Here is a 20696-nt window from a genome sequence, read left to right as displayed (position 1 = left end):
AAAAGCATATTGTGGCGGCTATGGCATTGGGTGTCAGTGTATATGCTTGCCTTTGGACGAGTGTGGCTTATGCACAAACCAATGAGCTTGCCGCCTGGGAAGAGATTGAAGCCCGTGGTGTTAACCAAGATGTGTACTTTCATGCCTGGGGCGGCGATCCGCAAATCAATCGCTATATTCAGTGGGTTGCCGAGCAAGTTAAGCAGCAATACCAAATCACATTACACCATGTAAAACTCACCGACACAGGCGAAGCTGTTAGCCGAGTATTGGCTGAGAAATCAGCAAGTAACCATCAAAATGGTAAAGTCGATTTAGTATGGATTAATGGCGAAAACTTTGCCGCGATGGCAAAGCATCAACTATTAGCGCCAAACTGGGTTACGCAATTGCCCAACTTTGCCTTAACCGACCCTGATAATAATCCTGCCATGGGCCGCGATTTTGGTGTACCGACTCAAGGCATGGAAGCGCCGTGGGGCAAAGCGGCACTGACGTTTTACTACGACAGCTTATTGACCCAAACGCCACCACAAACACTGCAACAATTAAGCTTATGGGCAAAACAACATCCGGGGCGATTTAGTTATCCTAAGCCGCCTGACTTTTTAGCCATGAGCTTTTTAAAATATGCGCTAATCGCCCTTAACAACAGTCAGCCTGATACCATTAAAAATAGGCTTTATCAACCCGCTAGCGCTCAAAGCCAGGCATTATTATTGCCACCACTTTGGCAATACTTAGACGATTTGCATCCAAACTTATGGCGTAAAGGCCAACATTTTATGTCTAGCGGCTTAGCACTGCGCCGATTAATGGGCGATGGCGAGCTAGCACTGGCATTTACCTTTTCGGCCGCCGAAGTGCCCGCGGCTGTCGCGCGTTTTGATTTACCAGACAGCACCCGTAGTTATCGCATGCGTGACGGCAGTTTAAGCAACATCCATTTTGTCGCCATGACTTACAATGCCGCCCACCCAAATAGCGCCAAATTGGTGGTTAACTTTTTACTCAGCCCAAAAGCTCAGGCAAAAAAGCAACAAGCAAGTGTATGGGGCGACACCAGTGTGATTGCTTTATCGCAATTACCTGCAGCTCAACAGGCGTGGTTTTCCCCACCTGCAGAGTCACACCCAAGTGCCAATATCGTTAATCAAGACAGCAGTCCGGCATTAAGCGAACCGCACCCAAGCTGGACAAACGTCCTCGCTGCGCAGTGGTTACTGCGCTATGGAGTGATGCGGTGATAACAGCAAAAAGCCGTTTTAATACACTCGTTCGCAGTAGCCCCTATTTAATGATGGCTTTGCTCGTGCTGCCTGTAATGGGCGGTTTAATTGCAGTAGTGCTACCTGCTTTTGGCTGGTTTCCGGTACTTGGACACACTCAATTTAATGTCAGTGGTTTTGTTGATTTATGGCAAACTCCCGGCATTGGCTATATGGCACTGCTCAGTGTATCCACCAGCTTTATCAGTACCTTACTGGCTTTTGTCATTACTATATTGATTTTAGGCAGTTACTTTACTAGCCCTTGGCTAGGTTATATTCAACGCTTGTTAGGGCCAATTTTAGTGATCCCGCATGCCGCAGCGGCGATTGCCATTGGCTTTTTAATTACCCCGTCTGGGATGTTTTCACGGCTGGTGTCACCCTGGTTAAGTGGCTGGGATTCACCACCCGATTGGCTTTTCCCGCATGATGCGATGGGGCTAAGTATTATTTTAGGCTTAACCCTCAAAGAGTTGCCTTTTTTATTATTGATGGCTCTAGGTGTGCTGGCTCAGCCTGAATTAGGCCATACGTTGCGGGCTCAGCATCGAGTGGCACTAAGCTTGGGCTATTGCCCGATGACCGCTTTTTTCAAAGTGGTCTTACCCAGCTTATATCCGTTTTTACGTTTGCCGATTTTAGCGGTACTTGCCTATGCCAGTGCCAGTGTCGAAATTCCGTTAATTTTAGGCCCCAATAGTCCACCAACGCTTGCCGTGGCCATTATGCAATGGTTTCACGATGTCGATTTAAGCTTGCGCATTAAAGCCTCCGCTGGCGCCATTGTACAAATAGCTCTGACGTTATTCTTACTGCTTGGCTGGTGGCTGGCAGAAAAGCTCATCAAAAAACTGTCTCAATCTATGCTGGTTAATGGTAAGCGTGAATATGCCGGCGCCATCATGCAAAATATCACACACGTAATAACCGTGATGATGTTAACGATTATCGGCTTAGCCTTACTTGGTATGGTGTTATGGTCTTTCGCCGGCTTTTGGGCTTATCCTGATCTACTGCCTCAGACGTTTGTTGGTCAGCACTGGCAATCGGCATTACAACAAATGCACACGCCGCTACTCGATACACTGTTAATCGGGGGTTGTGCTACAGGATTAGCCATTGTGTTGACCTTGTTAACGTTAGAGTCTGAGCAACATACCAGTAAAACCACCTCAAGATTAACCAGTGTGATCATTTACTTACCTTTGCTTATTCCCAGCATTGCGTTTTTATTTGGCCTGGTATGGGTATTAGAGCAAGTAAACAGTCACCATACCTTTATTAATGTGGTACTAGCGCATTTACTCTTTGTATTGCCCTATGTATTTTTGTCTCTTGCAAGCAGTTACCGCCGTTTAGATCCACGCTTTAGTTATGTTGCCGCCAGTTTAGGCGCCAGCCAGGCAAAAATATTTTGGCAAATAAAATTACCAATGTTGCTAGCACCTATTTTTATAGCTGCAGCGCTAGGCTTAGCCATTAGTTTTAGCCAATATTTACCGACATTATTAGCTGGTGGTGGGCGGATTAATACCATTACCACTGAGGCTGTAACTTTAGCGAATGGCGCCAGTCGACGCACTAGTGCAGTTTATGCATTAGTACAAATGCTGCTCCCAGCCCTGGGTTTTCTAATCGCATGGGCACTGCCTAAAATGCTGTTAACACACCGCGAATAAGGACACATATGCAAACGCACGATCAAACAACCGCGGCAAGTTCAAACACTTCTTCGTTGGTGATTGAACAGTTAAGCCTAAAGCGGCAACAACAGCTTTTATTATCCTTAAACGAAACCATTGCGGGCGGTGATATTCTGACGATTATGGGGCCATCAGGTAGCGGGAAATCGACGCTGTTAAATTGGCTCACCGGAATGCTGCCTAAAGGATTCAGCGCCAAAGGCAATTTATATCTAAATGGACAGCTCATCACTGACACTGCCAGCCACATGCGTCGTATTGGCTTATTATATCAAGACCCTTTACTGTTCCCGCATCTCACTGTCGCAGGTAATATTAGCTTTGCCATGCCAGCCGGAGCTAAAGCACAACGCCAAGCTGATATTAGCCAGGCATTATCTCAAGTAGGATTAGCCGGTTTAGAGCATCGCAGCCCACAAAGCTTATCGGGTGGTCAACAAGCTAGAGTTGCACTGCTGAGGGTGTTATTAAGTCAGCCCAAAGCCATTTTATTTGATGAACCTTTTAGTAAGCTTGATAGCCAATTACGCCAAGAAACACGGCAGTTGGTGTTTGAGCAAATTCGTCAGCACAAGCTGCCAGCGATTATGGTCACCCATGATCAAAGCGATGCAGAGGCGGCGCAGGGCAAGATCATTTCGCTGTTTTAGCGTGTGAATAGTGACAATTAATTGGAAACCACAAATGCTAGATAGATTTATAACACCCGTGATCAAGCCAATGCTTAAACCGCTTGTATTGCTGCTGGATAAAAAACAAGTACAACCAGACCAACTGACACTGGTCGGCTTTATCGTGGGTATGATGGCGGTGCCCTTTTTGGCGCTGCAACTTTGGTATGCGGCATTATTTTTTATTGTATTCAACCGCGTACTCGACGGCCTAGACGGCGCACTGGCTCGACATCAAAATCACACAACGGCAGCAGGCGGTTATTTAGATATTTGCCTAGATTTTTTGTTTTACGCTGCTATTCCTTTAGGGTTTGCACTCGCCAACCCCAATGAAAATGCGTTAGCCGCTGCTGTGCTGCTAACGGTGTTTATTGGCACAGGTTCTAGCTTTTTAGCGTTTGCGATCCCTGCAGAAAAACTCCATTTACCTAGGCCACAATTTGCCCATAAAAGCTTTTACTTTCTAAACGGTCTTACTGAAGGCACTGAAACTATCGCCTTTTTTGTGGCATTTTGTTTATGGCCAACTTACTTTCCAGAGCTGGCTTATACGTTTGCTTTTTTAGGTACTATTACCATTTTTACCCGAATTCACGGCGGCTATAACACCTTAAAAAATCACCTGGCGGTTCAATCATCTGCCAGTGAGGTCAACGCCAATCACCCCCCTGTTGAGGATTCTAAAGCATGATAGATGATATGGCAGCCATTAGATTGGGAGTGTTTTTAACCATTTTGGCGTTAATGATGAGTCTCGAGATCTTATTTCCAGCTAGAACACTCATTAAAAGTCCTCAGTCAGCCTCAATGGCTACACGCTGGTTTGGTAATTTTGGCTTGTTAATTATCTCATCGGTTACTGCAAGATTAATTCTACCAATAGGATTGGCAGGTTTTGCCCTGTATGCCAGTTCGCAACAATGGGGGCTATTACAGTATATAAATTTACCCGTTTGGTTGAATATTGTTGTCAGTGTGTTGCTGCTTGATATGTTGATTTATTGGCAGCACAGATTGTTTCATCGTATTCCGTTATTGTGGCGTTTACATAAGGTCCACCATGCAGACCGTCACGTCGACAGCAGTACCGCACTGAGGTTTCACCCTATCGAAATCATTGCAAGTCTTGGTATTAAAGCAGCCGCCATTGTAGTCTTTGGCCTACCCGCTGAAGCGGTCATCTTGTTTGAAATATTGCTCAATGGCTTTGCTATTTTTAACCACGCCAATATTCGCTTACCCGCAAGAATTGAAAACCTTGCTCGTTTAGTGCTGGTCACTCAGGTATTGCATCGTATTCATCACAGCCAACTGATGAGTGAAAGTAACAGCAACTTTGGCTTTAGCATTATTTGGTGGGACAAGCTGTTCGGCACCTACACCGCGCAGGCCAGTAAACCAGATACCCAAATTGATATTGGCTTAACCCAATACCCTAACGCGAAACAAAATGCATGGCTTAGCGGTTTATTATGGATGCCTTTTAGTAAAAAAAATTAATGAGGCTATAAAAATAACGTATTGTTTTTACACAACAAATAGAACACCATTCTCTTTATTTGTGACATATAACGTTTTACGTCCTTGATTAAACCGTTCTTCGACACCAAAATGTTGATTATCGATGCGCACAAATAGAGATACTATGATCGGTTTTACTCAAGGTTTAAAAACCAAAATTGCCGAATTAGAACTGTTACGGGCAAACAAAGAACAACAACATGCCGATGAGCTAGCACAATTACAAAACAAAATTTCACAATTAACTCAACAGTTAACTCATTGTAGACAACAGTCTGAATACGATACCAACTGCGCCAATTTACAACTGCAAGGCGCTTCGATGTTAAATGATATTCGTGATAGTACCCTGGCAAACTCGATTAAGTTAGACGAAGAAAAACAAATGCTCGACGAGGTAGACCTGCTCTTTGGTCAAACTCGCGTGGCCATTGGCAACTTAAAGAGTCGTGCAGAAAATTTAAACGAACATGCCGAAAAAAGCATGACAACGGCAGCCCAGTTGAGCCAATCGGCTAATGGTATTAGCCACCTGGTAGCCTCTATTCAACAGATTTCAGAGCAAACGAACTTACTTGCGCTCAATGCCGCTATTGAAGCAGCCCGAGCAGGTGAGGCCGGACGCGGCTTTGCAGTCGTTGCCAGTGAAGTACGTGATTTGGCCAGTAATGCCCATGATGCCAGTGCCAATATTGAAGCATTAGTGACAAAAGTGATTGAACAAGCAGAGCAAATTAAACAGGTCGTTGTTACCAACCAGACTTGCTCAAGCGACATTGCGGTTTCTTCTGAACAAATCGATCAAGTGGTCTCTAATGTGTTGCAAACCTCAACAAAAATGAAACGGGTGATTGGCGAAGCGTCAATCACCGCATTTTTAACCACGGTAAAATTAGACCACAGCGTTTGGAAAAGTCAGGTTTACAGTATCCTTGCCAACAAAGACTATAATACCATTGTGAATAGCCATACAGAGTGCCGTTTAGGCAAATGGTATTATCATGGCGAAGGCCAACAATTTGCCAGCTTATCCAGCTTTAAAGCGATTGAGCAACCTCATAAAACGGTACATACCGCTGGTAAAGCGGCAGTAGCTGCGATGCAATCGGGTCACGAGGCCGAGATTTTAACTCACCTTGAAACCATGGAACATGCCAGTATTAGCGTGGTACACGCAATTGATAAATTATTGGCACAAAGCCAGCATCAATAAACACTTTTGCTTTGTCTTCGCTTAAAAATTCGTTAGCCAGTTAACGCCTCGCTAACGGATTGTTTCACACCACACTCATCACTAAAATCACACCTGAGTTTTCACAAAATCGCCCGCCCATGGTATATTAGCGTCCATTCGAATTTGTTTAATCAGTTAAGGTTTATCCATGAAAATCGGTATTATTGGCGCTATGGAGCCAGAAGTTGTTCATTTAGTACAAGCCATTGTTGAGCCTGTGCATACTACTATCGCAGGCATCGAATTTATTAGCGGTAATATCGGCGATAACGAAGTGGTTGTTACCCGCTCGGGCATTGGTAAAGTAGCAGCCAGTATTGCCACAACGTTACTGATTGAAAAGTTTGCGGTATCACATGTGATAAATACCGGTTCTGCTGGTGGTTTTGTTGATTCATTGGCTATTGGCGACATTGTTATTTCATCTGAAGTGCGTCACCACGATGTCGATGTCACCGCTTTTGGTTACGAGATTGGCCAGATGGCACAACAGCCAGCCGCGTTTTTACCTGACGGCACATTAGTGATTGCAGCTAAAAAAGCAGTGGCCGAACTCGGTGAAGTAAAAGCCATTGAAGGGTTAATCTGTACCGGCGACAGCTTTATTTGTGACCCTGTACGCACTAAAGTGATGCGCGAAAACTTCCCAGACATGGCTGCATGTGAAATGGAAGCTGCGGCGATAGCCCAAGTTTGTCATCAATTTAAGGTACCATTTGTAGTAATTCGCTCTTTATCAGACAACGCCAATAATGACTCGCCAGTTGATTTCGACTCGTACATCATTAAAGCGGGCATGCATTCAGCCATGATGGTTATTGCACTGTTACAACAGCTGTAGACTTTAACGCTAGAGCGAACAATCCCGTTAGCTTGAGTAACCCAACTATTGAGTCTCTATGATTAATCAATTATTCGATCCGCAATTGTTGAGCCAGGACGGTGGGTTACTGCGAAGCTGTTGTATTTTATTTTGCGCGTTAATATTGGCTCGTTTTGTTCCTATTCCACGCGATCTACAACCATTACTCTGGTTTAATCGCATCGCAGTGTTACTCGCCACCAAGGTCAACCACCCTGAACGCGCAGTGAGCCAGCAGCTAACGGCAGGCATTTTAGCCACGCTGATTTTAGTCGTACCCTGTGGGATTATTGTCAGTTTTTTACTGAGTCTTGCCGCATACCCATGGTTTTTTGAACTGATTATTTTATATTTTTGTTTGTGTGACTCCGCCTTTAAACCCGTGGCTGAAAATATTGTCGATGCAATTAAAACAAACAATAAACAAGATGCTAAGCAGTTACTGGCCCCCTGGACCAGCCAAAATACTAATGTGCTCTCTGAGGTCGGATTGAGTAAAGTCACCATCGAGAAACTGTTTACCACCCCAATATATGGCACCTTAGCCACTATCTTGTTTTTTGCCCTTGGTGGCGCAGTGATGACATTAGTCGTGAGAATGCTCAGACAACTTGAACACAGCTGGCCACCTTATCATCCGCATTATCACGTGTTTGCGAGTTTTATCGGCCAATTCAATCGAGTGATCTTTTTTATCCCGACCTTGCTATGGCATTGTTCGTTGGCGATTCAATTTGGTCAGCTCGGTCTCAAATCGATTTGGAGCTCAATCGCACCACCAGCCAGCCAACAACTTAACAATCATTATGGTAGTTATGCGTTAGCGGCTAATTTATTGAAAATAGAATTAGGTGGACCACAACAATTTATTGAAAACGGCATAAGTACCCGGGTGGATTTAGCCAAAGTAAAAGCTGGCCCACTGCCAGATCATCGCCACATAAGCCAAGCCATAACCATCACACAAACGGCTAACCTGTTTTGGATAAGCTTAACCTTGCTACTGCCGTTAATTTGGGCTGGATTAAGATTTCTCTAAAACATGTAAATCCTGTTTTAAACACGTTATTATTTAGCGATAATACGCCCGATTTGCGGGTAAAGACGCGTTCCGATGTACCGTTATAATCCTTTATTCATATAAAATATCTGGGTTAAGGCTTACATTGCTAAACCGTAAACCCTCTTTAGTCACCGATTGTTGATTATTACCAGCTCGAAATCTGCTTAGGAATACCATGTTACTCAATAATTTACATGTTTCGTTAACCACTCCAGCACTATTGTTCCCGGCAATTTCTTTATTATTGCTCGCTTACACTAACCGATTTTTCTCTCTTGCAGCGCTCATCCGTAACCTCAGTAGCAATGACAAACCGATACAAGATGAACAAATTAAAAACTTGCGCCAACGGATTATCATCATCCGCAAAATGCAAGAAGCGGGTGTCAGCAGTTTTGCCATGTGTGTTTTTTGTATGATTTTGATTTACACCGGCTTTAATCAAACCGGCTCAATTGTGTTTGGCCTTAGCTTGCTGCTATTACTGTACTCATTGATTTTATCTGTGATTGAAATTCGCATCTCAGTTGATGCACTCAATATTCACCTCAAAGAGCTAAGTAAATGAGTCAATGGATCTACATTTTCGATTTATGTGGTACCGCAGTATTTGCACTTTCTGGTGCACTCGCCGCGGGAAAACATCGCATGGATCCATTTGGGGTGATTGTACTGGCTTCTGTCACCGCTATTGGCGGGGGTAGTATTCGTGACGCATTAATTGGTGCAACGCCAGTGTTTTGGATCCGCGACCCTAATTACATCATTGTTATTTTAGCAACGGTATTAGCGTGTTTAGTCTTAGTGCGTAAACCCCATAAGTTACCCGCAATAACCTTACCCGTGGCCGATGCTCTGGGATTAGCATTGTTTACCGTTATTGGCGCCGAAAAAGCGCTGTTAATGGGATTATCAGGCATGATAGCCGTCGTTATGGGGTTAATTACCGGTGTCGGTGGCGGGATTATTCGTGATTTACTATGTCGCCAGGTTCCTATGGTATTACGAACAGAAATTTACGCTACGGCTTCCATCGTTGGTGGGATCTGTTATACCTTAAGCTTAGTTGTCGGAATGGACAGCATTACATCGATGTTTATTGCGATGATAAGCACGTTAATCATCCGCTTAAGCGCTATCCGCTGGCATTTATCATTACCGGCTTTCGACTTAAAAACAAAGAGAATTTAATGTGCGAATAATCTTGTTACTGTGTTGTTTAGTATTTAGTTTTTCAACCGATGCTAATATTGGCGACATGCCAAAAGAGCAGCAATTGGCCATGAAGTACATGGAAGCATTAACTGATCACGACTATTCTGCGCTGCGACGTTTTTATTCTCGCGAAACCGTTTTTTACGACAAAACCGCCAATACCACTTATACTGGCGGTCGCCAAATTATTGGATTTTTACAACGGGCTCATGAGGGCGTACTCGAATACCGCTTAAACATAGAACATATGTTTAATACCGGCTCGTTAGTTGTGATTATTGGCAGCTACCGTTTACGTGGCCCTGGCGACCAGTACGGTAAGCCGGGCAAAGTGATCGATCTTGCAGTTCCTGGAGTGACCACACTAAAATTTGATAATAATACTCAACGTTTAATTGAACAAATGGACCTAATGGATTATCAAACCATGTCAGACCAACTTGAGTCGCAGTAAATAAAATAAGTATCAATTTCACCCATAAAAAAACGGCTCAAAAAGCCGTTTTTTATGGGTGACTAACAAGAATTACTTCAAGATCACTTTAGCAAACTTACGCTTGCCTACTTGGAATACAGCTTCAAGACCGGCATTAAAGCTTTGACGACTATCTTCCACTTTATCGCCATCCATCTTCACAGCGCCTTGTTTAATCATGCGCATACCGTCAGATGTAGAACCCACTAAACCCGCATTTTTAAGTAAGTTAGCAATCGCTAGCCCTTCACCGGCTTCCAATATCACTTCTTCGATGTCATCAGGGATAGCACCTTTTTGGAAACGGTCAATAAATGCCTGATGTGCAGCTTGGGCTTGGGCTTCATCATGGAAGCGCGCAATGATTTCTTTGGCTAATAAAATCTTAATGTCGCGTGGGTTAGTGCCGTTTTCAACGTCTAACTTAAACTGAGCAAGCTCTTCAAGCGAACGGAAAGACAATAACTCAAGGTAGCGCCACATTAAGTCATCAGAAATCGACATAATTTTGCCAAACATTTCGTTAGCAGGCTCACTCACGCCAATATAGTTGTGCGCCGACTTAGACATTTTCTTAACGCCGTCTAACCCTTCAAGCAGTGGCATCATAATCACAGTTTGTGGCTTTTGCCCTTCTGCCTTTTGCAGCTCACGCCCCATCAATAAATTGAATTTTTGGTCAGTACCACCTAATTCAACATCTGCTTCTAACGCAACTGAATCATAACCTTGCAACAATGGATACATAAACTCGTGGATCGCAATCGCTTGGCCTGATGCATAACGCTTTTTAAAGTCGTCACGTTCCATCATACGGGCAACGGTTTGTTGTGATGCTAAACGGATCATACCGGCTGCGCCTAATGGCTCTAACCAGCTAGAATTAAATTCAATACGAGTTTTAGCCGGGTCTAAAATTTTATAAACCTGCTCTTTGTAGGTTTCAGCGTTAGCAAGTACTTGTTCACGAGTTAATGGAGGACGAGTACTGTTTTTACCACTTGGATCGCCAACCATACCGGTAAAGTCACCAATCAAGAAAATCACTTCATGACCTAACTCTTGAAAGGTACGCATTTTGTTTAAAATAACGGTATGCCCTAAATGAATATCTGGAGCGGTAGGATCTGCACCTAATTTGATGCGTAAAGGACGCCCTTCTTTGAGCTTCTCAAGCAAATCCGCTTCAAGTAATATCTCGTCGGTACCACGCTTAATTTCTGCCAATACTTGATCTAAATTCGCCATCGCTACTGCAACTCCTAGGGCTTGCACAAAAAATAAAGAGGCCTATGTTACTTGTTAGCCACGGCAAATGAAAGAGTGTACACTTAGCATATAATAACGCGAGAGAGAAATTGGTACCTGAGTCAATGGCAAAGCTTCTTACATTATTCACATTGTTGCCAAAAGCACATCAAATCACACTGTCTTTATTAGTGATGTTGACCGCGATTATTCTGATGTTTCCATCGGAAGACGCGCAAGCCTCTAAACAAACCGGTTTAGTCGATAAATCCAACGCTCAAAAGACCATCGAAACCAACACGCGTTATGCCGTGCCATTGGCTTTTAGAACGCCTTCAGCCCCAGGCGAAAATACCAGTACTGACACGCCCGCTGACAATATTTTTAATGACACTACGCCATCGCAACAAGCTGACTCAAATGACAACGGCCAAGCCACTGCTGACGATGAAGCATTCGCCAAACATTTAGCCTTGTTACAAACTCGCCCTAACGGCGTAGATGGCGTAATTGGTGAACTTGATGAACAAATCGCTCAACAAAAATCACAGCTAAAACAACAAGCAGGCAACGATGATTATACTGTTGAATATTATGAAGTCGTAAAAGGCGACACCTTGGGCGGGCTTTTTAGTCGCGCAGGGTTAAGTGCTAAAGATGTGTATGACATTACCCAACTCCCTTTAGCGAAAAAGAACCTACTTAAAATAATGCCAGGCGAAGAAATTGCCATCAGCAAAAATGACTTAGGTGAGTTAAAAGAGCTCAGCTACCGCATGGACAAGGTATCAACCTTGGTGATTAGCCATAATAATGATAACTACAAAGAAGTGGTTAATACCAAAAAAGTTGAAAGCCGCACCTCATTTATTACCGCCACCATTAAAAGCAACTTTTGGAACGCCGCGGCAGACGCAGGCTTGTCGGGTAATCATATTATGGAACTCGCCAACATTTTTGGTTGGGACGTCGACTTTGCCTTAGATATTCGCAAAGGTGATAATTTCTCATTACTGTTTGATCAAGAGTACGCCGACGGCCAATTTTTACGTAACGGTAAAATTTTAGCCGCCGAGTTTATTAACCAGGGCGAGCGCTATACTGCGGTACGTTATACCGATGGTGAATATTACTCTGAAAACGGCAACAGTATGCGTAAGGCTTTTTTACGCTCACCGGTTGATTTTAAATATGTTAGCTCTAACTTTAATCCACGCCGCTTACACCCTGTAACAGGTCAAGTTAAAGCCCACCGAGGCGTAGATTATGTTGCCGCTATCGGCACACCCATTAAAGCTGCCGGCAAAGGGAGAGTCATTGAATCAAGTTACAATCAATACAATGGTAACTATGTATTCATTAAACACAATGATACCTACACCACTAAATATTTGCATTTAACTAAGCGTAAAGTAAAACGTGGCGACAGCGTAAAACAAGGCCAAATTATTGGTACCTTAGGTAAAACAGGCCGCGTTACCGGTGCTCATTTACATTATGAATTTATCGTGAATGGGGTTCATCGCAACCCTCGCACCATAGACCTGCCGAAATCCATGCCGATTAATCGTAATGAATTGGGTAAATTTACGTCTTTAAGTAAGCAGTTAATGGCGCAATTAAAATCAAATCAACAGCAGCAATTGGCAAGCAATTAACCCGCTTGCTAGTTTGCAACATCAACAGAGAGCATTTCATGTCTAAGCCAGAATATTTTATCGGCCTGATGTCGGGCACCAGTATGGACGGTGTCGATGCCGTGTTAGTTGATTTTACAGCTGAGCAGCCTAAATTAATTGCCGGCCATACCGAAGCCATTCCGAGCCATTTGTTAAAAGGTTTACAGCGATTATGTCAAGCCGCAACCGATGATGAAATAAACCGCTTAGGTCGCCTTGACCGCAGTGTCGGAAAATTATTTGCCCAAGCTGTGAATAACTTACTCGCAAAAACGGATGTCAGCGCAGAACAAATCATCGCAATCGGATCGCATGGACAAACTGTGCGCCACATGCCTAATTTAGAAATCGGCTTTACCCTGCAAATTGGTGACCCCAATACCATCGCTGTTGAAACCAACATCGATGTCATTGCCGACTTTAGACGTAAAGATGTTGCCCTCGGTGGCCAAGGCGCGCCATTAGTACCAGCGTTTCATCAGCAAGTATTTGCCAAGCCGGGACAGACTCGAATGATTTTAAACATTGGCGGAATTGCTAATATTACCTATTTACCGGGCAACAGTGATGATGTACTTGGCTTTGATACCGGCCCAGGCAATACCTTAATTGATTATTTTGTTAATCAAAGTCTCGGGCAACCCTTTGACGAAGACGGCGCATGGGCTGCATCAGGTAAAACCAATCCAGCATTTCTTGAACAGCTATTGTCCCATTCTTACTTTGCGCTTGCCGCGCCTAAAAGTACTGGCAGAGAGCTGTTTAACCAGGCATGGCTTGAACAACAACTTGCCGACTATAGCCACTTAGACCAAGAAGACATTCAGTCGACGTTACTCGACTTAACCTGCCATAGCATTGCCAACGATATCAATAAATTATCAGCCACTGGCGAGTTATTTATTTGTGGCGGTGGTGCACTAAATGGCGAATTAGTACGTCGTTTGACACCATTAGTCGCGGGTTACAAGGTCGATACCACGGGGAGCCTAGGTGTTGATGCTAAATGGGTAGAAGGCATCGCCTTCGCTTGGTTAGCAATGCGTCATCATCATGACCTACCTGCAAATTTACCAGCGGTTACCGGTGCGTCGCGCCAAGCAGTATTAGGTGGACGCTTTAAAGCAAGATAACTTTTTCAATGCGGACCTCAATGTTATGATGACCGCAAATTTGCCAAACCAATTGGGTTTAGCAAAGTCTTTACTAAATAATGAGAGTCAATATGAGCAACAAAGCCAAAAGCGTATCAGAACTAATGAATCTAACCCCAGAAGGCCGTTACGATTACATGGTTGAGCAAGTTAAAGCAGAAAAAACCATTTGGACCCTGCAAGATCAAGATGGCTGCGTAATGTTGACCACAGAAGATGAAGACTGTATTCCGATGTGGCCTTCTGAAGAAACCGCTGCACTTTGGGCTGTTGATGAATGGAAAGAATGTGAGCCATTAGCCATACCGTTATCTGAATTCCAAGAGCGCTGGGTTAGCGGCATGGAAGATGACGACCTGTTTATTGCGGTTTTCCCTGTGCAAGAAGATTTAGGCGTTGTTATACCGCCGTATGAAGTGAATGAGCGCTTAACACCAAAGTCACAAGCTAAACATTAATCTGTACCTAATGAGTACACAATAATGACTCAAGAAATACCTCAACCAGACAATGCGCCAGATGCCGTAAAACCTCATTTGCCTAAGCGGTTGATTGCGTTAATGCTGTTTTATGTTATTGCCTCTGTGACGGGCTTAATGTTAGCTCAATCGATGTCTGAACTCAGTGCAATGCTATGCATATTAACGCTGATGTTAGTACTGGGTGTTGTGGGTAGACAAAAAGCGGCGCTTTATTTATTACGCACTTATAGCCTGCTGCAATTGGTGCTATATAGCATGATGCCAATCATCATGTATGACCCAGAAAACCTCGATACCGGCCCAACGACCATGGACTTTGGTTTGTTTCAAAGCGTGGTTCCCGAGTGGCTTATCTATAGTGTTTTTATCGCTTTGGGTATGCTGCAAGTGTGGATAAGCTTTAATGGCAAGGTAAAAGCCTGGTTTAAACCGCGTGTTAACTTTAACATTATTGCCAGTTAACATTTAACTAGCGCTGAGGTGTAATACACACACAAAAGCCGTCGCTAGACGGCTTTTTTATTGGCTCGTTATAAATAATATTACACCGAGAAACTTGCTCCACAACCACAGGTTGTTGTTGCATTTGGGTTTTTAACAAAAAAACGAGAACCCTCAAGGCCAGAAGTATAATCCACTTCGCCACCGACTAGATATTGAAGACTCATCGGATCAACCACAAGCTGTACGCCTTGTTTTTCAATAGTGAAGTCACCTTCGTTGACTTTTTCATCGAACGTAAAGCCATACTGAAAACCAGAGCAACCACCGCCGGTAACATATACACGCAGTTTTAATTCAGGATTCTGCTCTTCTTCTAACAGCCCTTTTACCTTAGTCGCTGCAGCATCGGTAAATTGGATCGGCATTGCTGCATCAGTTTGTTCAGTCATTACTACCTCTTACTTCGGTTTCTACTAAGAATTATCCTTTACCTGACTATTTTGTTCAAGTATTACCCGCAGTTCTTTTTCGCCCATTAATAGTTCAGGTACATTATACACTTGTTCGATCTCGCCGCCCTTCACTCCACGACTGGCTTTTACCTTCACCTTAACGGCGATTCTTTGCAAGCTAAACCCGTCAGGTAGAACAATATCACTGTCCATGATTTGAAAATAACTAAATTCAAAGTCTAACTTTTTGTTAAGTAATTTATCTAATGACAGCTCTTTAGTTTGACCATTTTGCACTCCAATTAACATCACTTCAGCTTGCGCTTTGACTTTTGCTTTGCGTTTTTGTAACTGGGTTAACACTATGCGCAGCGTAAACTGCTCTGCGGTAATGCCTTGTGATAATTCAACAGCGTTAATCGCCACACCTTCAACGTCGGCATCGGTCACCATGACACTGCGATAAAATGCCAACTCTTTTTCCAGTGCTTTTTGGTCTGTTAGCTGGCGGCTAAACATGTCTTGCATTTCTTTGTTGGCATTTTCTGCAATACTTAATGCCAAATTACGGCTTGCTAACACCTGTGCTTGTTCATCAAGTTGCTGTAATAATTTACGCTTGCCACTGGCACTATTGGTGGTGGTTTCTGGCGCAAACGATAACCACAAATTATAACTTAACGCGCCTAACAAAAAAGAGACTAACATTAAGCTAATTAAGTATTTGTTCGACGTCCGGTTTTTATGTTGTAAAACTTGCAGTCTGTCTAACCAACGGTGATAATTTAACATTAGGTAACAACCCTTTAAAAATACAAATGCCAATGAGCCTAGAGCCAAACAGTGCAATTTAAAATAAATAAAGTCGCTATTATTCACGCCAAAAGAGCTGCGCGCAAATATCTGCACAACGAATTTAGAGATAAATTATCTCAAGCCAAAATTAGTGTGCAACTTTGCGCGCTGGCGCTGCTGTTTGCAATTATTGCCTCATTGGTGATTATTTTATTTCGACTGATTTTATTATGGGCCGAACAATATCTGCTTTCTGACACTAATACCATTAGTTCTACATTAACCGACTGGCGAAGTTATCTACCTTTAATTGGGGCAGCACTGATTTGGCTATTGTCGTTACTCGGTTCAAAACGTTATCGCCGTATGGGCATCGCCTATGTGCTACACCGCTTTAAACTGCATTACGGTAAAGTACCTCTGCAATCTGCTGCGGGGCAATTCTCACAAGCATTAATCGCCTTGATGACTAACTTTTCGGTCGGTAAAGAAGGTCCTGCTATTCATCTTGGTGCCGTAAGTGCTAGCGTGATGGCGGAAAAATTCAGCCTACCAGACAACAGCGTGCGTATTATGTGCGCCAGCGGGATAGCCGCAGGAATAGCCGCCATCTTTAACGCGCCACTTGCTGCAGTACTCTTCGTGTTTGAAGTGATCGTTCGCGAATATAAAATCCATTATTTCTTCCCCATTATGTTATCGGCCATTTGTGGCGCCGTGTCGAGCCAGTTAGTGTTTGGTAACATTCACGAATACGAACTTATCAATGTGATCCGTATCCCACTCGACCATTACCCTATTTTGCTTATCGGCGGCGTAGTGTTGGGGGGTGTGGCGGCATTATTTAATTTTTCGTTGCTAAAAGTCACCGCTAAAGGACAGAGCTGGCCGTTAATTTACCGGTTATTGATTGCCGCTGTGATTACCACTGCAATTGGTCTAGTGATGCCGCAAGCCCTAGGCTCGGGAGATTTTGCGATTAACGAAGCCATTAGCGAGCATCCAAGTTTGCTGTTTTTAATCGGTTTATTACTCGCAAAAATGCTTGCTACGGTTGCGGCTATTGGTTTTGGCATTCCGGGTGGTCTCATTGGTCCACTATACGGAATTGGAGCCTTGGTAGGCGCCATTTTAGCTATCATCAGCAGTTTACTGTTTCCATCAATTGCCCCATATGTTGGTTTGTATACCGTTATCGGCATGACAGCCATGATGGGGGTATGTTTAAGTGCACCTTTAGCTGCACTTGTTGCACTACTTGAGCTAACCAATGATGCTGCCATTATTTTACCGGCAATGTTTGTGACTATTCCTGCCTATTTGATTGCATACCAGGGCTTTAACACCAATTCTATCTTCTTAAAGCAATTGGATATTATGGGGTTAGGCTATAAAGTTGCCCCATTAAACCAAGGCTTACAAAATAAAGGCGTTAGGGTGTTAATGGACCGGCGCTTTGTGATTGTTAACGATGACGATGAACTGCTGCTTGAAGTATTAAAACGCGCCGAGGGGCGGCCGGTTTTAGTCCGTAATAGCGAAGGCCATATAGAAATGTTACGTCTTGAGATGCAATCGTTTGAAGACTCGACCACCTTGTCGCGCCACCCAATGCCAGGGTTACCAGACAACGCTACGCTCAATGAAGCCTATGAAGCACTTGCCGCTAAACGTTCTGGCGAAGTGTATATTTATCGCGACAGTCCCAATAATCCTAATGGTCAAAAAGTGGTTGGCGTCATCAGTTGGTCAAACTTGTTGCAAGAGATCCGTTCAGGACAAATTTAATCGTTAATAGCTGTAAGTCATGCTGTTTTCAAGGAGAGAGTTCACACGTTAAACTCGCTAGGTTGTTCTATTTCAAAGCAAGTGAATCTTGTAGGGCATATTTATCTGTTGTTTATTTTCTGCTACAATTTTGCCTCAGCCATATAGTAAAAAAATCACAAAATACCTTATAAAAATATTGGTGAAATAGCATGCTGTTCTGGTGAATATTTTACCCTACACTTTGGAAATCAGGCTGATGATGCAGTTCGAAGGTTCACATATCCTTTCCGTAAACCAGTTAGATCTGGATTCAATAAACACTATTTTTAATGTCGCCAGTAAAATGACCCCCTATGCATTGCGTGAAAAACGCACCAATGTGTTAGATGGCGCTATTTTAGGCAATCTGTTTTTTGAACCCAGCACCCGTACTCGCGTCAGTTTTGGCTGTGCTTTTAACTTGCTTGGTGGCCATGTCCGTGAAACCACCGGAATGGCGTCGTCGTCATTATCAAAAGGTGAGTCTTTATACGACACCGCAAGAGTGCTATCAACCTATTCAGATGTTATCGCTATGCGCCACCCAGATGCCTACTCAGTAAAAGAGTTTGCCGAAGGCAGCCGTGTACCTGTGATTAATGGTGGCGACGGCCCCAATGAGCACCCTACTCAAGCATTACTTGATTTATTTACCATCAAAAAAGAACTTAGCCACGCAGGCATGGGCATCGATGGTATGCATATTGCGATGGTAGGTGATTTAAAATATGGCCGTACAGTGCATTCTTTATCGCGCTTACTTTGCATGCATAAAGACATTAAGTTCACATTGATTTCACCCAGTGAGCTAGCAATGCCTGACTATGTGATCGCCGACATTGAAAATGCTGGGCATAAGATCACAATAACAGAACAACTTGAAGGTAATTTGCATCAGGCAGATATATTGTACCTAACCCGCATTCAAGAAGAGCGTTTTCCGTCACAAGAAGAAGCCAACAAGTATCGCGGCAAGTTTCGCTTAAATCACAATATTTACACGCAGCATTGCAAATCAAATACCGTGATCATGCACCCGTTACCACGAGACTCGCGCGCCCAAGCAAACGAGCTCGACAATGATTTAAACAGCCATCCAAGTTTGGCTATTTTTAGACAAGCCGACAACGGCTTACTTATCCGTATGGCACTTTTTGCATTAACACTTGGAGTTGAAAACCAACTCGAAAAGTATGAGTGCCCAGTAAACTGGTATTCACGTAAAGCCGATAGATAATTGGCATACAAAATTAAGGATTATACATGACCCGCTCCGAAGTCTTATTTGAACAGGCTAAACAAACCATTCCAGGTGGCGTTAACTCACCTGTTCGTGCCTTTAATGGTGTTGGTGGTTCACCGTTATTTATCGAAAAAGCCGATGGCGCTTATATTTTCGATGCCGACGGTAAAAAATATATCGACTATGTTGGTTCATGGGGACCGATGATTTTAGGCCATAACCATCCTAAAATTCGTCAAGCGGTTTTAGAAGCCGTTGAAAATGGTTTGTCATTTGGTGCACCGACTGAGCTTGAAGTCAAAATGGCTGAAAAAGTGATTTCAATGGTGCCGTCAATGGAACAGGTTCGTATGGTGAGTTCAGGTACTGAAGCCACCATGAGTGCCATCCGTTTAGCACGTGGCTTTACTAACCGCGACAACATTTTAAAGTTTGAAGGTTGTTACCACGGCCATGCGGACTGCTTATTAGTTAAAGCCGGTTCTGGTGCATTAACCCTTGGTCAGCCAAGCTCACCAGGTATTCCAGAAGACTTTGCTAAGCACACGTTAACAGCAACCTATAACGACCTTGATTCTGTGCGTGCTATTTTCGAGCAGCACCCAGACGACATCGCTTGTATCATCCTTGAGCCTGTGGCCGGCAACATGAACTGCATTCCTCCTGTAGAAGGTTTTTTACAGGGTTTACGTGCCATTTGTGATGAGTTCGGTGCACTACTCATCATCGACGAAGTGATGACAGGTTTCCGCGTATCAATGAGCGGCGCGCAAGGCTTTTATGGCGTAACACCTGACTTAACGACTTTAGGTAAAGTGATTGGTGGCGGTATGCCAGTGGGTGCATTTGGTGGCCGTAAAGAAGTCATGCAATTTATCGCGCCTACAGGCCCTGTTTATCAAGCTGGTACATTATCAGGTAACCCAATTGCAATGACCGCAGGTTTAGCGCAAATGGATGCCTTATGTGAGCCTGGTTTATACGAAGCACTTGCCGAAAAAACCAAACGCGTTGCACAAGGCTTTAAAGCTGCTGCAGATAAACACGGTATTCCGTTAAACATTACCTATGCAGGCGGTATGTTTGGCTTCTTCTTTACTGAAGACACGGCACCAATGACCTCGTTTGCCCAAGTCACTCAATGCAACATGGAGCATTTCCGTCATTTTTACCATGCAATGTTAGATGAAGGCATTTATTTAGCGCCTAGCGCTTATGAAGCCGGCTTCTTATCAATGGCTCATGGCGATGAAGAAATTGAATACACATTAGCCGCTGTTGACCGTGTTTTTGCTGCTATGAAGTAAGTACACCGAGATAGTTAAAAAAAGGATAACCAACTTACGTTGGTTATCCTTTTTTATTTGAATTA

General features: G+C 43.6%; 21 protein-coding genes. 18 read left to right on the top strand and 3 right to left on the bottom strand.

Annotated elements, in window-relative coordinates; translation table 11 throughout:
• Window positions 1–20: 20 nt before the first annotated feature.
• The 11 genes from IEY42_RS14190 to IEY42_RS14140 all read left to right on the top strand — a co-directional run bounded on the left by IEY42_RS14190 (window position 21) and on the right by IEY42_RS14140 (window position 9997).
• Window positions 21–1247, top strand: a complete 1227-nt coding sequence (locus IEY42_RS14190) for an ABC transporter substrate-binding protein (RefSeq protein WP_229780064.1) — start codon at window positions 21–23, stop codon at window positions 1245–1247.
• 50 nt (window positions 1248–1297) lie between these two features.
• Window positions 1298–2950, top strand: coding sequence for an ABC transporter permease (locus IEY42_RS14185; protein ID WP_188925860.1), 1653 nt, complete (start codon window positions 1298–1300; stop codon window positions 2948–2950).
• An 8-nt stretch (window positions 2951–2958) separates the two neighbouring features.
• Window positions 2959–3624, top strand: coding sequence for an ATP-binding cassette domain-containing protein (locus tag IEY42_RS14180; RefSeq protein ID WP_188925854.1), 666 nt, complete (start codon window positions 2959–2961; stop codon window positions 3622–3624).
• A gap of 34 nt (window positions 3625–3658) precedes the next feature.
• Window positions 3659–4339, top strand: a complete 681-nt coding sequence (locus tag IEY42_RS14175; protein ID WP_188925853.1) for a CDP-alcohol phosphatidyltransferase family protein — start codon at window positions 3659–3661, stop codon at window positions 4337–4339.
• A complete protein-coding gene (locus IEY42_RS14170; protein ID WP_188925852.1) occupies window positions 4336–5148 on the top strand; it encodes a sterol desaturase family protein in 813 nt (270 codons plus the stop codon). Before IEY42_RS14175 ends, IEY42_RS14170 begins: the two co-directional genes overlap by 4 nt.
• A gap of 145 nt (window positions 5149–5293) precedes the next feature.
• Window positions 5294–6382 carry a methyl-accepting chemotaxis protein gene (locus IEY42_RS14165; protein ID WP_188925851.1) on the top strand — a complete coding sequence of 363 codons (1089 nt, stop codon included), beginning with the start codon at window positions 5294–5296 and terminating at the stop codon, window positions 6380–6382.
• A gap of 169 nt (window positions 6383–6551) precedes the next feature.
• The gene (locus tag IEY42_RS14160; RefSeq protein WP_188925850.1) at window positions 6552–7244 is read left to right on the top strand and encodes a 5'-methylthioadenosine/adenosylhomocysteine nucleosidase; all 693 of its coding nucleotides are present in this window, start codon (window positions 6552–6554) and stop codon (window positions 7242–7244) included.
• A gap of 58 nt (window positions 7245–7302) precedes the next feature.
• The gene (locus IEY42_RS14155; RefSeq protein ID WP_188925849.1) at window positions 7303–8304 is read left to right on the top strand and encodes a cobalamin biosynthesis protein CobD/CbiB; all 1002 of its coding nucleotides are present in this window, start codon (window positions 7303–7305) and stop codon (window positions 8302–8304) included.
• 199 nt (window positions 8305–8503) lie between these two features.
• On the top strand, window positions 8504–8896 hold the full coding sequence (locus IEY42_RS14150; RefSeq protein ID WP_188925848.1) for a DUF2721 domain-containing protein: 393 nt from the start codon (window positions 8504–8506) through the stop codon (window positions 8894–8896).
• A complete protein-coding gene (locus IEY42_RS14145) occupies window positions 8893–9519 on the top strand; it encodes a trimeric intracellular cation channel family protein (protein WP_188925847.1) in 627 nt (208 codons plus the stop codon). Before IEY42_RS14150 ends, IEY42_RS14145 begins: the two co-directional genes overlap by 4 nt.
• Before the next feature lies 1 nt (window position 9520).
• The gene (locus tag IEY42_RS14140) at window positions 9521–9997 is read left to right on the top strand and encodes a nuclear transport factor 2 family protein (protein ID WP_188925846.1); all 477 of its coding nucleotides are present in this window, start codon (window positions 9521–9523) and stop codon (window positions 9995–9997) included.
• A gap of 72 nt (window positions 9998–10069) precedes the next feature.
• Here IEY42_RS14140 and tyrS read toward each other — a convergent pair whose 3' ends face one another.
• Window positions 10070–11266 carry a tyrosine--tRNA ligase gene (gene tyrS / locus IEY42_RS14135; RefSeq protein ID WP_188925845.1) on the bottom strand — a complete coding sequence of 399 codons (1197 nt, stop codon included), beginning with the start codon at window positions 11264–11266 and terminating at the stop codon, window positions 10070–10072.
• Between the two features lie 125 nt (window positions 11267–11391).
• On the opposite strand from tyrS, the gene IEY42_RS14130 reads away from it, so the two are divergent.
• The 4 genes from IEY42_RS14130 to IEY42_RS14115 all read left to right on the top strand — a co-directional run bounded on the left by IEY42_RS14130 (window position 11392) and on the right by IEY42_RS14115 (window position 15043).
• Window positions 11392–12924 carry a peptidoglycan DD-metalloendopeptidase family protein gene (locus IEY42_RS14130; protein ID WP_188925844.1) on the top strand — a complete coding sequence of 511 codons (1533 nt, stop codon included), beginning with the start codon at window positions 11392–11394 and terminating at the stop codon, window positions 12922–12924.
• Between the two features lie 38 nt (window positions 12925–12962).
• Window positions 12963–14078 (top strand): anhydro-N-acetylmuramic acid kinase, encoded by a 1116-nt coding sequence (locus IEY42_RS14125; protein WP_188925843.1) that lies wholly within the window; start codon window positions 12963–12965, stop codon window positions 14076–14078.
• Between the two features lie 92 nt (window positions 14079–14170).
• Window positions 14171–14557: a DUF2750 domain-containing protein gene (locus tag IEY42_RS14120; protein ID WP_188925842.1), complete on the top strand. Its 387-nt coding sequence runs from the start codon at window positions 14171–14173 to the stop codon at window positions 14555–14557.
• Between the two features lie 24 nt (window positions 14558–14581).
• Window positions 14582–15043: a hypothetical protein gene (locus IEY42_RS14115; RefSeq protein WP_188925841.1), complete on the top strand. Its 462-nt coding sequence runs from the start codon at window positions 14582–14584 to the stop codon at window positions 15041–15043.
• 80 nt (window positions 15044–15123) lie between these two features.
• On the opposite strand, the gene erpA is transcribed toward IEY42_RS14115, so the two are convergent.
• Together erpA and IEY42_RS14105 are read right to left on the bottom strand one after the other, a co-directional pair.
• Entirely contained in the window at window positions 15124–15474 is a 351-nt protein-coding gene (gene erpA / locus IEY42_RS14110; protein ID WP_055024237.1) for an iron-sulfur cluster insertion protein ErpA, read from the bottom strand.
• Window positions 15475–15498: 24 nt separating this feature from the next.
• Complete coding sequence (locus tag IEY42_RS14105) at window positions 15499–16269, bottom strand: DUF6776 family protein (RefSeq protein ID WP_229780063.1); 771 nt, start codon at window positions 16267–16269, stop codon at window positions 15499–15501.
• A 51-nt stretch (window positions 16270–16320) separates the two neighbouring features.
• Here IEY42_RS14105 and IEY42_RS14100 point away from each other — a divergent pair, with 51 nt between their 5' ends.
• The 3 genes from IEY42_RS14100 (at window position 16321) to hemL (ending at window position 20631) form a co-directional block, all read left to right on the top strand.
• Window positions 16321–18060: a chloride channel protein gene (locus IEY42_RS14100; RefSeq protein WP_188925840.1), complete on the top strand. Its 1740-nt coding sequence runs from the start codon at window positions 16321–16323 to the stop codon at window positions 18058–18060.
• A 238-nt stretch (window positions 18061–18298) separates the two neighbouring features.
• Window positions 18299–19318, top strand: coding sequence for an aspartate carbamoyltransferase (locus IEY42_RS14095; RefSeq protein WP_188925839.1), 1020 nt, complete (start codon window positions 18299–18301; stop codon window positions 19316–19318).
• A 26-nt stretch (window positions 19319–19344) separates the two neighbouring features.
• Entirely contained in the window at window positions 19345–20631 is a 1287-nt protein-coding gene (gene hemL, locus IEY42_RS14090; protein WP_188925838.1) for a glutamate-1-semialdehyde 2,1-aminomutase, read from the top strand.
• Window positions 20632–20696 lie beyond the last annotated feature (65 nt).

The sequence above is a fragment of the Shewanella algicola genome, from assembly GCF_014648035.1.
Classification (GTDB): Bacteria; Pseudomonadota; Gammaproteobacteria; order Enterobacterales; family Shewanellaceae; genus Shewanella; species Shewanella algicola.
The sequence above is the reverse complement of the archived record's forward strand: the minus strand, read 5'-3'. Positions and strand labels throughout refer to the sequence as shown.